Source organism: Devosia sediminis (assembly GCF_016411825.1).
Classification (GTDB): domain Bacteria; phylum Pseudomonadota; class Alphaproteobacteria; order Rhizobiales; family Devosiaceae; genus Devosia; species Devosia sediminis.
In genome coordinates this window covers 1090047-1103188 of the sequence record NZ_JAEKMH010000001.1, presented here as the reverse complement: position 1 = coordinate 1103188, position 13142 = coordinate 1090047, and the positions used below count along the sequence as shown (strand labels likewise).

Sequence of the window (13142 nt, the reverse complement as noted above, 5' to 3'; positions counted from 1 at the left end):
AAGGCGGAGTAGGCCCTATTCCACCGTCACCGATTTCGCCAGGTTACGCGGCTGATCCACGTCCGTGCCCATGAACACGGCCGTATGATAAGCCAGGAGCTGCACCGGAATGGTCGCGAGGATCGGCGCAACGAAGCTGTGGACATGCGGGATTTCGATGATGTCCGCCACGCCGTGACCGGCCGTTTCGGCACCCTCGGCATCGGTGATCAGGATGATCTTGCCACCGCGCGCCGCCACTTCCTGCATATTGGAGAGGGTCTTGTCGACCAGCTCGTCCGAAGGCGCGACGACGATCACCGGCATGGCCTCGTCGACCAGCGCGATTGGACCATGCTTGAGCTCACCTGCCGCATAACCTTCGGCGTGGATATAGCTGATTTCCTTGAGCTTCAGCGCACCTTCCATCGCTACGGGGAACATCGCCCCGCGTCCCAGGTAGAGCACGTCCTTCGCCTTCGAGAGGCGCTTGGAAATGTCCATGATCTGCGCTTCGGCACCTAGCGCCGCCGACACGGCCGACGGCAATGCGATCAACGACTGCACCAGCTCGGCCTCCTGCTCGGCGCTGATCGCGCCGCGCGCCCGGCCCGCCGCGATGGCAAGGCTCGCCAGTGCCGTCAACTGCGCCGTCAGCGCCTTGGTCGAGGCGACGCCGATTTCCGGCCCGCAGAGGATCGGGAACACCACGCCCGATTCCCGGGCAATGGTGGATTCCATTGTGTTGACGAGGCTGGCCACGTGCTGCCCCTGCCCGGCGCAATAGCGCAGCGCCGCCAGCGTGTCGGCCGTTTCGCCGGACTGCGAGATGAACAGCGACAGCCCGCCGCGCTCCATGGGAGGCTCGCGATAGCGGAATTCGCTCGCCACATCGATGTCGACAGGCAGGCGCGCATAGCGCTCGAACCAGTATTTGGCGACGGCGCCAGCATAATACGCAGTGCCGCAGGCGCTCATGGTGAGGCGCGAGAGGTCAGCGAAGTCAAAGGGCAACGTTTCGCGGATAGCCACCTTCTCGGCGCCCATGTCCACATAGTGGCTCAGCGTATGCGAGATGGTTTCTGGCTGCTCATAGATTTCCTTGGCCATGAAATGGCGGTGGTTGCCCTTGTCCACCATCAGCGCCGAAGCCTGCGAGACCATCTGCTCGCGCTGCACGATGACATCCTTGCCATCACGGATGGTCACCCCATTCGGGGTGATCACCGCCCAGTCGCCATCCTCGAGATAGGTCAGGCGCGAGGTGAAGGGCGCCAGTGCCATGGCGTCGGAGCCCAGGTACATTTCGGTGGTGCCATAGCCGACGGCCAGCGGTGCACCATGGCGCGCGGCGATCAGCAGCCCGTTCTCGCCCTTGAACATGAAGGCGAGCGCAAAGGCACCCTTGAGCTTTTTCAGCGTGCGCGCGACGGCCAGTTCCGGATCGGCACCATTGTCCAGTTCGCGCGTGGCCCACAGCGCCACCGATTCCGTGTCGGTCTGGGTCTGGGGCAGGTAGCCGTCCTGCTTGAGGTCGGCCAGCAGCTCGCGGAAATTCTCGATGATGCCGTTATGGACCACGGCGACACGCTCGGTGGCGTGCGGATGGGCATTGTTCTCGGTGGGGGCGCCATGCGTCGCCCAGCGGGTATGGCCGATGCCGATATGCCCGCCCAGCGGTTCCATGCCCAGCTTGCCGGCGAGATTGCCGAGCTTGCCCTCGGCGCGGCGCCGTGCAATCGCGCCGCTTTCCAGCGTCGCCACGCCGGCGCTGTCATAGCCGCGATATTCGAGGCGCTTCAGCGCATCGACCAGACGCCCGGCTACGGGAGCATCGCCAACAATCCCAACGATACCACACATGTTACTTTCCTTTCGCGGCCTTCTTGGCCAGCGCTCGTTCCCTGAGCTGGGGAGCATATCCAGGCTTGTTCACCTGCCGCGCCCGCCCAAGGGCCAGCGCATCTGCCGGCACATCCTCGGTAATGACGCTGCCGGATGCAGTATAAGCCCGATCCCCGATCGTCACCGGCGCCACCAATGACGCATTCGAGCCGATAAATACACTATCGCCGATGACCGTTTTATCTTTATTTGTTCCATCATAGTTACAGGTGATGGTTCCCGCGCCGATATTGGTCTTGCTGCCGATCTCCGCATCACCCAGATAGCTCAGGTGCCCGGCCTTGGTGCCGGCGCCGATCTTACTCTTCTTGACCTCGACGAAATTGCCCAGATGCACATCGCGCCCAAGCTCGGCGCCGCCGCGAATGCGGGCAAACGGGCCGATGCTGGCGCCCTCGCCGATGACAGCGTCCTCGATGTCGCAAAACGCCCGGATTTCCACATTGTCGGCAATCCGGACCCCTGGCCCGAATACCACGTTGGGAAACACGGTCACGTCACGGCCCAGTTCCGTATCCCAGGAAAACCACACGCTGTGCGGATCGCGCAGGGTCACGCCATTGTCCATGGCCTCCTTGCGCTTGAACGCCTGGAACGTCGCCTCGGCCTCGGCCAGCTTCTCGCGGTTGTCGACGCCCACCAGCTCACGCGCATCGGCCTCGATGAAATCGACGCGCTTGCCGTCGCCATTGGCCAGTTCGACGGCATCGGTGAGGTAGTATTCGCCCTTGGAATTCTGGTTGCCGATCCGGTCGATCACGCCGCGCAGCGTATCGCCGCGGAAACCGATGATCCCCGAATTGCAGAGATCGATCAGTCGCTCTTCGTCGCTGGCATCCTTGTGCTCACGGATGGCGCGCACCCGCCCGCCATCGGTCAGCAGCCGTCCGTAGCCGGTGGGATTGTCGGGCCGGAAGCCGACCACCACCATGTCCGCGCCCGCGTCGAGCTTCTCGACGATCTGGCTGATCGTCCCTGCCGTGACCAGCGGCGTGTCCGCATAAAGCACCAGCACGTGGCCCGGTGCAGCATCATAGGCGGCGCGCGCCTGCTGCACCGCATGGGCGGTCCCGAGCCGGTCGACCTGCTTGGAAATCTGCGCGCTGGCTTCGAAGCGGGTCACCGCAGCTTCCACAGCCTCGTGGCTGGGCCCGATCACCACGGCGACCTGCGAGCCAAAGCTCTGCACGGTGCGCAGCACGTGGCTCACCACCGGCAGGCCGCCCACCGGGTGCAGCACCTTGGGTAAGGCGGACTTCATCCGCGTGCCTTCGCCGGCCGCCAGAATGATCGAAAGCAGTTCCGTCATGACGCTCTCCAAGCCGGCTTATTGTCGCCCGGCATTTACACAGTTTTATGGCAGCCAGGAGTTGGCGAACCAATAACAAAGGGACCACTCTTGCCCCGATACACCCGGCGATTCGGGGGTTCCAGAGGTTTTACTTTGGCTAAAGCATCCGAACAGTTCCGGCAATCGGACGTCACCGTCTGGGGCATTGTCGCGCTGGTCTGTGTGGCCCTCGCCGTGTTCGGGTCCAATATCTCCCTGCTCGTGCCCCAGAGCATCCTTGGCGGCCTGCATCAGCCGCGCGTCGCCGGCGCCTCGATCGAGACGCTTCGCCTCCAGGTTGCCGATCTGCGTGAGGAAACCACGCGGCTCAAGCGCGAGAACGAATTGCTGGTCACCCGCTTCACCATGCAGGAGCGCTCCAGCAACGAGGTCACCCGCCGGGTCGGCGCGCTCGAGGTCAGCGTGCCGCGCCTGCTCGAGACCATGCCCGATGGCGCCCTCGTCGACCGCTCGACCTTTACCTCCTCCATCGGCGCCAATGAAACCCTGACCTTCGATGCCGATGGCGGCTCCGTGGCCGTGCGTCAGTCCAACCTGCCGCAGGCCGCAACCAGCGAGCCGGCCGATCAGCCGCTGCCCGAAATCGTGGCGCCCCAGGTCGCCATGGTCGCGCCCAACGAAAGCGCCTATGGCATCGCCGTCGGCGCCGCCGTGCCTTTCGAGGAAACCGGAGCGCTCTGGAGCGATTTGACGCTGAAGCTCGGCCCCCTGCTGTTCGGCCTCGCGCCGCTGGTCGTCGACGAAGCCAATGGCGACGACAAGCGCATTGTCGTCGGACCCATTGCCGATCTGTCCGAGGCCCGGGCCCTCTGCCAGCGCTTCGAGCGCGTCTCGATCGCCTGCATTCCCATGCCCTATTCGGGAACCCCGCTGACCACTGGGCAATAGTGTCCAATTACGGTTGACTCGGGGGCAAGTCTGGCTATTTTCCGCGCCATCCCCCTAGGCGCCGGTAGCTCAGTGGTAGAGCATTCGACTTTTAATCGAATGGTCGTGGGTTCGAACCCCACCCGGCGTACCACTCTCTCTCCTCCCGTGTGTCGTGACACTGCCCCATTGGCCGGGCACATTGCCCCAAGGCTTTTGCACCGCTCCCGCCATGACCCAGACCTTTGTCGATCCCGATCCCTATGCCGAACTCGACTACCGCGCCGATGCGGGCGAATTGTCCGAGGAATTCCGCAAGCCGATCCGCATAGCCCGTCTCGTCCGTCCCGGACAGCCGGCCACGCAAACCCGCCTCAGCGCCAATCCCCGTCGCAATCGCGTTTGAGAATCAGTGCCATGCCGTAATATCGGCAAGGCGAATGCATTGGGGGTATAGATGTCTTCGGAAACCACCGACCTCTTGAAGGTCCTGGCCGTGACGCTGCTGGTCTTCGCCGGCAGCACCCTGGTCATGCTCTATTCCATCCTGCTGCTGGCGCAATATGGCGCCAATCTGCCCATGGTCGGCTCGCTGCCGCTCAATGCGCCGCCCGAGCTCGTGCCCCTTTTGGTGGGGACCGGAGTTTTCGCCACCCTCGCCGCCGTCCATGTCACCGCATCGGGCATCGCCCTGCTGCTCACCAGCACCACGATCGACATGGCCCTGCTGATCACCGCCAAGGCCGTCACCGTTGTGATCATGGCCCTGCTCGGCTTTGCCGGTGGTCACATGATCTACCTCCAGCTCACCGAAAACACGGCGCTGAACCTCAATCCGCTGCTGCCCGCTATCATCGGCCTGATCGGCTTCCTGGTGCTTTCGACGCTTCTCAGCGTCCCGGCCCTGCGACGCCTCGGCAACCTGCGCTTCGCCGTCGGCGTCGGCCTCATCATCCTCGGCCCGCTGCTGCTGGTGTGGCTCTAGCCCGCCAGCGTCACCACAACCGCGCCGCGCGGCGTTGCCACCACGGTGTGCTCATACTGCACGGTTGGGGCCAGCGGTTCGGCAGTCAGCGTCCATTCGTCGTCCTCATACATCTGCTCGGCCATCTGCCCGCCCAGCGACAGGAATGGCTCGATGGTGAAGACGAGGCCGTTCTGGATCTTCCGCCGTTCCGACCGGTCCGGCCATGTCGGGATTTCACCTGGATCATCGTGCAGGCTGTCGCCCACGCCATGGCTCGCGAGGTTCCGGATCAGCGTATAGCCGCCCTTCTTGGCGACCTTGCCGATGGCCGCGCCGATATCGGCCAGCGGCGCCCCGGCCTTGACCGCATTGATGCCGGCCCACATGGCCTTCTTTCCGTCCCGGCACAGCGCTTCCAGCCGCCTGTCGCCCTTGCCCAGAATGTAGGACGCGCCGCAATCGGCGAAGACGCCATTGAGCTCCGCGGACACATCGATATTGACGAGGTCGCCTTCCTTCAGCACCCGGTCACCCGGGATACCGTGCGCGATTTCCTCGTTGACGGAAATGCAGGTGGCGCCCGGAAAGTCATAGGTCAGCACCGGCGCCGAAATCGCGCCGTGTTGAGCCAGGAATTTCGCGCCGATCTCATCCAGTTCCAGTGTCGTCATGCCCGGACGCATGGCGTCGGCCATCAGTTCTCGGGCCTGGGCGCAGATGCGCCCGATGGTCTTGAGCTTCTCGAGCTGCTCGTCAGTGGTAATAATCAAACGTCAGCCCTTGTTGGCGAGATAGTAGCCGAGCAGGCCCTGCGTCGATGCGTCGTGCCCCTCGCCGCTCTGCTCGCCCTTCACCTTGGGCAGCAGCGCCTTGGCGAGCTGCTTGCCCAATTCCACGCCCCACTGATCGTAGGAATTGACGTTCCAGATCACGCCCTGCACGAACACCTTGTGCTCGTAGAGCGCGATCAGCGAGCCCAGCACTTCCGGCGTCAGCTGCTTGTAGAACAGCGTATTGCTGGGGCGATTGCCCGGGAACACCTTATGCGGTGCCAGCGCCTTGATCTGGTCCTTGTCGAGGCCCTGCGCCTTGAGCTCGGCCACGACCTCGTCCTTGGTCTTGCCCAGCATCAGCGCTTCTGATTGCGCCAGGACATTGGCCACCAGCTTGTCATGGTGCGGCGGCAGGTTTTCATGCGGCCGCGCCGCAATCAGGAAGTCGCAGGGGATCACATCGGTGCCCTGGTGGATGAGCTGGTAGAAGGCGTGCTGGCCATTGGTCCCCGGCTCGCCCCAGACGATCGGCCCGGTCGGCCAGTCCACCTTCTTGCCCGACAGCGTCACCGACTTTCCGTTCGATTCCATGTCCTGCTGCTGCAGATAGGCGGCAAAGCGGGAAAGACGCTGGTCATACGGCAACACCGCATGGGTCGAGAACCCCCATGCATTGCGATACCAGACGCCGATCAGCGCCATGATCACCGGCAGGTTGCGCTCCAGCGGTGTTTCGAGGAAATGCCGGTCCATGGCATCGGCGCCGGCCAAAAACTTCGCGAAATTGTCGTAGCCCACGGCCAGCGCGATGGGCAGGCCGATGGCAGACCACACCGAATAACGACCGCCCACCCAGTCCCAGAAGCCGAAGATGCGATCCTCGCGGATGCCGAACTTTGCGCAGGCAGGGATATTGGTCGACACCGCCGCGAAGTGGTTCGGCACCGCGTCTTCGCCCAGCGTATCGGCAATCCAGTCCCGCGCCGAATTGGCGTTGGTCATGGTCTCGTCGGTCGTGAAGGTCTTCGAGGCGACGATGAACAGCGTCTTCTTTGGATCGAGCCGCTTCAGCACATCGTGGATATGCGCGCCATCGACATTGGACACGTAATGCGCGCGCAGATCGGCGCGGGTATAGGGCTCCAGCGCCAGTGTCACCATGGCCGGACCGAGATCCGAGCCGCCGATGCCGATATTGACCACATCGGTGAACTGCCCGCCGCCATGGCCGCGGATTTCGCCCGACCGGATGGCATTGGTATAGGCTTCGATGGCTTTGAGCACGCCGCGCACGTCAGGCATGACATCCTTGCCGTCGACCTCCACCGGCTTGTCGCCCTGGTAGCGCAGCGCCATGTGCATGACGGCGCGGTCTTCGGTGATGTTGATGTGCTCGCCCTCGCACATCTGGCTGCGACGCTCCTCTACGCCGGCCGCGCGCGCCAGTTCGAACAGTGCCGCCATGGCGTCTTCGTCGATGCGGTTCTTGGAATAGTCGAGGAGGATGTCGGCTCCGGTCGCGGAGAAGCGCTGGAAGCGGTTCGGGTCGAGCGCGAACATCTCCCGCATCGTCAGGTCATCAAGCCGCTTGCGCTGCTTCATCAGTGGATTGAGCACATCGCCCCGTTCGCCCTTGGCCATTCGCTTGTCCCATGCATTTGCGCGGATAGATTTCTACCCACCGCATCATTCCCGCGAAAGCGGGAACCTCCGTTATTTCTGCTCGCTCAAAGCACCGGCAGGTCGCCGGCAGCCCATGCCGCCCGCGTTTCCGCCGCGAAATCACTCAGCCGCCCGGCCTCGATCGCCGCCCGCGTTCCCGCAGTCAGTTCCTGATAATAGGCCAGGTTGATCTGCGATAGCACCATGGCGCCCAAAATCTCTTCAGTGCGAACCAGATGGTGCAGATAGGCCCGGCTCCAGCGCCTGCAATTGGGGTTGGGCGAGGCCTCGTCCAGCGGCCGGTGATCGTCCTTGTGCCGGGCATTCTTGAGGTTGATCACGCCGAAGCGCGTATAGGCATGGCCGTGCCGCCCGGCACGCGTCGGATGCACGCAGTCGAACATATCGACGCCGCGCTCGATCCCGCCCAGGATGTCGTCCGGCTTGCCCACGCCCATCAGGTAGCGCGGCTTGTCGGTCGGCAGTTCCGGGGTGATGTCGGAAAGCACCCGGAACATCACCTCCTGCGGCTCGCCCACCGCAAGGCCGCCGATCGAATAACCATCAAAGCCGATGCTTTTGAGCCCGTCCGCCGAGCGCCGGCGCAGTTCGGCGTCGTCGCCACCCTGCACGATGCCGAACAAGGCCCGGTTCTGCTGGTTGTTGAACGCGGTCTTGGAGCGGTCCGCCCAGCGGATCGACAGTTCCATGGCCCGTTCCATTTCCTTGCGCTCTGCCGGCAGGGCGATGCACTCGTCGAGCTGCATGATGATGTCGCTGTCGAGCAATGTCTGGATTTCGATCGAACGCTCCGGCGTCAGCTCATAGCTCGAGCCGTCGATATGCGACTTGAAGGTCACGCCCTTCTCGGTGAGTTTCCGGAGCTTGGCCAGCGACATCACCTGGAAGCCGCCGCTATCGGTCAGGATCGGCCGCTGCCAGTCCATGAAATCATGGAGCCCGCCCAGCGAGGCCACCCGCTCGGCACCCGGCCGCAGCATCAAATGGTAGGTGTTGCCGAGCAGGATATCGGCGCCGGTCTCGCGCACCTGCTCGGGATACATCGCCTTGACGGTGCCGGCGGTCCCGACAGGCATGAAGGCTGGCGTGTTGATCTCGCCGCGCGGCGTGTCGATGCGGCCGCGACGGGCCATGCCGTCGGTAGCCAGGAGGGAGAAGGTGACCTGTTTCATGGCGCGGGTTCTAGCCAATTGTCGTGCCCACGACAATGCAGAGCCCGCGCCCCGGTCAGGTCTGTGCCGGCTTGGCGAAATTGTTGTTGCTATCGAGCACGTTTTTTACCCGCTCCTGCACCTCGGATCGGGCTCGCCACCAGTCCTGGCTGCGCACCGGCACCCGCGCCACCAGCGTCAGCGTGGAATCGCCCAGCGTATCGACCAGCACTTCGGATTTCGCCTGCGGATCCGAATAGTCGGTCCGCATAGCCCCATTCAGTTCTGCGCGCACCAGGTCCAGGTTCGCATTGCGCGGCACGTTGAACTTGACCTCGACATAACGGTCCGGCTCACGGCTGTAGTTGATGATCTTGGCGTTGGAGAGCTTCGAATTGGGCGCCAGCAGAAACACCCCATCGATGGTTCGCATCTGCGTGGCAAAGAGACCGACTTCCACCACAGTGCCGACGATCCCGTCGGCGTCGATGTAGTCGCCCTTGTCGAAGGGCCGGAGGAACAGCAGCATGATGCCAGCGGCGATATTGGAGAGCGTTCCCTGCAGCGCCAGCGCGATGGCAAGGCCGGCTGCGCCGAGCACGGCGAGGATCGAAGCGGTCTGCACGCCGAACTGGCCCAAGACCACGATGATGGCCACGACCAGGACGCCATAGCGCACGACCTGGCCGACCAGTGGCGCGATGATGGCGCTGTCCTTGACCCGAGTGGCAATGAAAGTGGACACGGCTCGCGACACATAGCGCGCGATCAACCAGCCCACGGCCAGCACGATCAAGGCGACCAGCACCGACCATGCGGTGGCCAGCAGCCAGGCGGTCGAAACTCCGAAAATGGCATTATCAGTCAAGGCTTTCTCCCATGCGATACACCTGAGTAAGCCATCGCCTTGGGATTGGTTGCACGACGGTGGAGCCTGTCAGCAGTGCGGTCCATAAAAAGGTCAAGGTTTGCCGACCCCATGGTCCTGCAAACCCAACGAGAGGAGTCCCCGATGTCCCGTCGTATCCTGGCGCTCGCCGCCTTTGCCGTTCTTGCCGCACCCGCCATGGCGCAGGATCATGAGGGCCTCTGGTCGGGCCAGGGCGAAGGCGACATCACGCTCGACCTGACCCACATCGAGGGAGATACCTACAGTGCCGCGCTCGAAACCGTCGTGCCGATCTCCGATCAGGGTGGCGGATGCGCCGGCGGCGTGGAAGGCGAACTCGACCTGACCAGCGACGGCGGCATCCTGTCCGTGGAGAATGAGGAGTATGACAGCGCGGCCGAACCCTCTCCGGTCAATGCGAAAGTCTGCGAGATCGCATTGACCTTCAACGCCGATGGCACCCTGACAGTCGAAGAAAAAGAGGGCTGCCTGCCCTATCATGGCGCCGCCTGCGGCTTCAGTGGCACCCTGAGCCACGACGCGGCCGGCCTCTAGGCCTGGCGGACCATGCCAAGCGCCGCAGTCCCCAGGTGGAACGCCCCGAACAGGATCGCGGCGGCGATCACGAGGCCGATCGCCGTCGCCACGAGGCCCACGATTACCCCGACGCCGTCGCGGTTCAGCATGGAAAAGGCGATGATGCAGAGGCCAACATTGGGGATGGCATTGATGAAGGGCACCGGCAGCGCCATGACTAGGCTCACCGCGATCACCAGCATTCCGTAGGGCGTGTTCGCCGCCGCTGCGGTCAGCCAGCGCAGCCGCGGCCGCGAGAAACGGGCAAGGATCGCCGCGACCTGCACAATCTTGTCGCTGGCCTTGATCATCAGGTCGAGCGGTAGCTTTCGCCTGCCAATGATCCCGGGAAACCGGATCGGCCGGTCCATCAGCATGGCGACGGCAATGGCACAGGTGGTGAAGGCTATTGTGCCGCCATATCCCGGCGGTCCGGGGATCATGTTGAACAGCGACACGACGAGCAGCAGCACGCGATGGGCGCGCGCCCCCAGCACGTCCACGAGCCGGGTCAGCGTCATATGCGACTGGTCCTCCTCCGCGGCGCGGCGGAGGGCAGACGCTATGCGGTGGGTGTAGCGTGTGATCGGCGCGCCGCGCCGGTTCACACGTCATCCTCGGGATGCGGCGCGCGGTGCAGCAGCGAGCTGTCGCCATAGGAATAGAACCGGTAGCCATAGGCGATGGCATGCGCATAGGCGCGCTTCATCTGCTCCAGTCCCGAAAAGGCGCTGACCAGCATGAAGAGGGTCGATTTGGGCAGATGGAAGTTGGTCATCAGCACGTCCACCGTGCGGAAGTGAAAGCCGGGCGTAATGAATATGTCCGTGTCGCCCACGAAGGGTTTGAGTTCGCCGGTCGCGCGCGACGCAGTCTCGAGCAGCCTCAGGCTGGTCGTACCCACCGCAATGACCCGCCCGCCGGCTCGACGCCGCGCATTGATGCGCTCCACCGTTGCCTGGTCGATTTCGCCCCATTCCGAATGCATCACGTGGTCGTCGGTATCGTCGGCCTTCATCGGCAAGAAGGTCCCGGCCCCCACATGCAGGGTCACTCGCTCCATGGTGACGCCCATGTCGGAAAGGTCCTGCAGCAGCTTTTCGGTAAAGTGCAGGCCCGCCGTCGGCGCCGCCACCGCGCCGTCTTCGGCCGCATAGACGGTCTGGTAGTCGACCTTGTCGCGCTCCTCCACTCCTCGCTTGGCCCCGATATAGGGCGGCAGCGGCATGGCCCCGTGCGACTTGATGGCTTCGTCGAGCTGTGCCCCGCCCAGCTCGAATTCCAGCGTCACTTCGCCGGTTTCGCCCTTGCCGGCAATCCGCGCGACCAGCGGTTCGGCTTCGCCATTGCCCAGCTCAAGCCGGTCCAGCAGCGCCAGCTTCTTGGCCGGCCGCGCAAAGGCCCGCCAGGTATGCGCGTCGACCCTTTTGTGCAGATTGAACGACACATTGGCGCGCACCTCGCCACGCACCCGCACGCCCTTGAGTTCGGCCGGAAGCACCCGCGTGTCGTTGACCACCAGCACATCTCCGGGCCGCAGCAAGGTCTTGAGATCGGGAATATGCTGGTCGGCGAGGGGCTCGCCCGGACGCACCACCAACAGCCGCGCGCTGTCGCGCGGCTCCGCGGGATGCAGGGCGATGTGGCTCTCGGGCAGGTCGAAGTCGAATTCAGATACGCGCATGGCGGCTCGTTAGCATGGCTTTGGCTTCGCGCAAACGTCGGCAATCCGCTCCGGGTTGCTAGAGCACCCGGATCATCACCGCGCCGATCACCAGCAGCCCCGCCCCGGCGATCCGCCCCATGGAGATTTCGCGTACCGCCATGCCCATAAAGCCGATCTTGTCGAGGAAAAGGCCGCCCACCAGTTGCCCGGTCACCGACAGCGCCATCACCGCCGCCGCACCCATGATCGGCGTGAGCGTGATGTTGGAAAACACATAGAATGCCCCCAGCAATCCGCCGGCCACGAAGGTCCAGGGCGCCGGCGCGCCGAAATTGATCGGCGTCTGGCTGAGATGGCTGAAGATGAAGGCCAGCGCCCAGAGCACCACGCCACCGGCCAGGAACGAAACCGCCGCTGCCGCGACCGGCACTTCCAGCGCCTTGCCGAGGCTCGCATTGATCGGCGCCTGTGCAGCGATGCAGGCACCGGCGATGACGCCCATGAGCGCCCAGAGAACTGTATCCATTTTCAAAATCAAAGACCTGATGTGAGGGGCGGACTCAGTTTGGCAGGTCCGCTTGAGGCCCCGACCAGACAAGCTGGCCCCTGCCCCGTCAACCCGGTCTTGCTACATGCCGAGGTCGCTCGACGTGCAGGTCACCGTCCAGAGCCCGCCACCCGCCACGGCCACCACGCCGCCGACCTGTGCCCGCTGCGCCTCATAAACGCGGCCGATACGGAAACTCATGGCCAGGTGTTCCCGCCCATCCTCATCCCTCCAGGACACATCCCCGCCCTCGACATCCTCGCCGATAAAGCCGCGCGAGACATATTCGCCGTCGTGGTCGGGATGGTCAGGATCGGTGGAAATGCCGAAATCATCGGTCATCTGCATCTCGACGCCAAGCACCGGCTGCACCAGCGCCGGACCGGTCACATAGGTGAAGGTGATTTCCCCATCCGCATCCGCGCAGCGCACCGTGTCGAGCGCCGTCGCCGGGGCGGCAGCCATGCCAGCCACGACGACAAATCCGATCAGGACGGGGCGCATTCAGCCCTCCATGCAGGTGACGCCGACATTGGCGGTCGGGGTGCTGAGGACACCGGCATAGGTCTCGGTTTCCTTGTTCCAGATCGCGCGCAGGCTGACGAGGATGTCCTCGAAATTGGGGTCCACGAAATCCACCATCACGTGGTCGCCCTCGGCAAATGCCTGGCCGACCGTGAAGGGCGTGCCCTCGCCGCGCTCCGGTCCCGTCGAGTAGGTCTTGCCGTCGATCTCGGCTGAGGCGCCAAGCACCTGCAGCACGACAAGGCGTCCCATGGCGATGTCGA

15 protein-coding genes and 1 tRNA gene are annotated in these 13142 nt (G+C 64.0%); 5 read left to right on the top strand and 11 right to left on the bottom strand.

Annotated features, from left to right (window positions below; translation table 11 throughout):
• Positions 1 to 15: 15 nt before the first annotated feature.
• Together glmS and glmU are read right to left on the bottom strand one after the other, a co-directional pair.
• A complete protein-coding gene (gene glmS, locus JEQ47_RS05780) occupies positions 16 to 1842 on the bottom strand; it encodes a glutamine--fructose-6-phosphate transaminase (isomerizing) (protein WP_198875407.1) in 1827 nt (608 codons plus the stop codon).
• A gap of 1 nt (position 1843) precedes the next feature.
• Positions 1844 to 3193, bottom strand: coding sequence for a bifunctional UDP-N-acetylglucosamine diphosphorylase/glucosamine-1-phosphate N-acetyltransferase GlmU (gene glmU / locus JEQ47_RS05775; protein ID WP_198875406.1), 1350 nt, complete (start codon positions 3191 to 3193; stop codon positions 1844 to 1846).
• A gap of 135 nt (positions 3194 to 3328) precedes the next feature.
• Between glmU and JEQ47_RS05770 the strand changes: the two genes are divergently transcribed.
• The 4 genes from JEQ47_RS05770 (at position 3329) to JEQ47_RS05755 (ending at position 5087) form a co-directional block, all read left to right on the top strand.
• Positions 3329 to 4123: a coiled-coil domain-containing protein gene (locus JEQ47_RS05770; protein WP_198875405.1), complete on the top strand. Its 795-nt coding sequence runs from the start codon at positions 3329 to 3331 to the stop codon at positions 4121 to 4123.
• Between the two features lie 58 nt (positions 4124 to 4181).
• Positions 4182 to 4256 (top strand) — tRNA-Lys (locus JEQ47_RS05765).
• A 78-nt stretch (positions 4257 to 4334) separates the two neighbouring features.
• Positions 4335 to 4508, top strand: a complete 174-nt coding sequence (locus JEQ47_RS05760; protein WP_198875404.1) for a hypothetical protein — start codon at positions 4335 to 4337, stop codon at positions 4506 to 4508.
• Between the two features lie 51 nt (positions 4509 to 4559).
• Positions 4560 to 5087, top strand: coding sequence for a hypothetical protein (locus JEQ47_RS05755; RefSeq protein ID WP_198875403.1), 528 nt, complete (start codon positions 4560 to 4562; stop codon positions 5085 to 5087).
• Here the strand turns inward: JEQ47_RS05755 and map are convergent.
• From map to JEQ47_RS05735, 4 genes are all read right to left on the bottom strand, one after another.
• A complete protein-coding gene (map, locus tag JEQ47_RS05750) occupies positions 5084 to 5839 on the bottom strand; it encodes a type I methionyl aminopeptidase (protein WP_198875402.1) in 756 nt (251 codons plus the stop codon). The genes JEQ47_RS05755 and map overlap by 4 nt on opposite strands.
• Positions 5840 to 5842: 3 nt before the next feature.
• Positions 5843 to 7483 carry a glucose-6-phosphate isomerase gene (pgi, locus tag JEQ47_RS05745; protein WP_198875401.1) on the bottom strand — a complete coding sequence of 547 codons (1641 nt, stop codon included), beginning with the start codon at positions 7481 to 7483 and terminating at the stop codon, positions 5843 to 5845.
• A gap of 86 nt (positions 7484 to 7569) precedes the next feature.
• Complete coding sequence (gene tgt, locus JEQ47_RS05740; RefSeq protein WP_198875400.1) at positions 7570 to 8697, bottom strand: tRNA guanosine(34) transglycosylase Tgt; 1128 nt, start codon at positions 8695 to 8697, stop codon at positions 7570 to 7572.
• 55 nt (positions 8698 to 8752) lie between these two features.
• Complete coding sequence (locus tag JEQ47_RS05735) at positions 8753 to 9544, bottom strand: mechanosensitive ion channel family protein (RefSeq protein WP_198875399.1); 792 nt, start codon at positions 9542 to 9544, stop codon at positions 8753 to 8755.
• Positions 9545 to 9688: 144 nt separating this feature from the next.
• Between JEQ47_RS05735 and JEQ47_RS05730 the strand changes: the two genes are divergently transcribed.
• Positions 9689 to 10120 (top strand): hypothetical protein, encoded by a 432-nt coding sequence (locus JEQ47_RS05730; RefSeq protein ID WP_198875398.1) that lies wholly within the window; start codon positions 9689 to 9691, stop codon positions 10118 to 10120.
• On the opposite strand, the gene JEQ47_RS05725 is transcribed toward JEQ47_RS05730, so the two are convergent.
• The 5 genes from JEQ47_RS05725 to JEQ47_RS05705 form a co-directional block, all read right to left on the bottom strand.
• Positions 10117 to 10749 (bottom strand): exopolysaccharide biosynthesis protein, encoded by a 633-nt coding sequence (locus JEQ47_RS05725; protein WP_198875397.1) that lies wholly within the window; start codon positions 10747 to 10749, stop codon positions 10117 to 10119. The genes JEQ47_RS05730 and JEQ47_RS05725 overlap by 4 nt on opposite strands.
• Entirely contained in the window at positions 10746 to 11825 is a 1080-nt protein-coding gene (queA, locus tag JEQ47_RS05720) for a tRNA preQ1(34) S-adenosylmethionine ribosyltransferase-isomerase QueA (RefSeq protein WP_198875396.1), read from the bottom strand. Before queA ends, JEQ47_RS05725 begins: the two co-directional genes overlap by 4 nt.
• 58 nt (positions 11826 to 11883) lie before the next feature.
• Entirely contained in the window at positions 11884 to 12333 is a 450-nt protein-coding gene (locus tag JEQ47_RS05715) for a DMT family transporter (RefSeq protein ID WP_198875395.1), read from the bottom strand.
• 102 nt (positions 12334 to 12435) lie between these two features.
• Positions 12436 to 12858 (bottom strand): hypothetical protein, encoded by a 423-nt coding sequence (locus tag JEQ47_RS05710; protein WP_198875394.1) that lies wholly within the window; start codon positions 12856 to 12858, stop codon positions 12436 to 12438.
• Positions 12859 to 13131: a hypothetical protein gene (locus JEQ47_RS05705; RefSeq protein WP_198875393.1), complete on the bottom strand. Its 273-nt coding sequence runs from the start codon at positions 13129 to 13131 to the stop codon at positions 12859 to 12861.
• Positions 13132 to 13142: the final 11 nt, after the last annotated feature.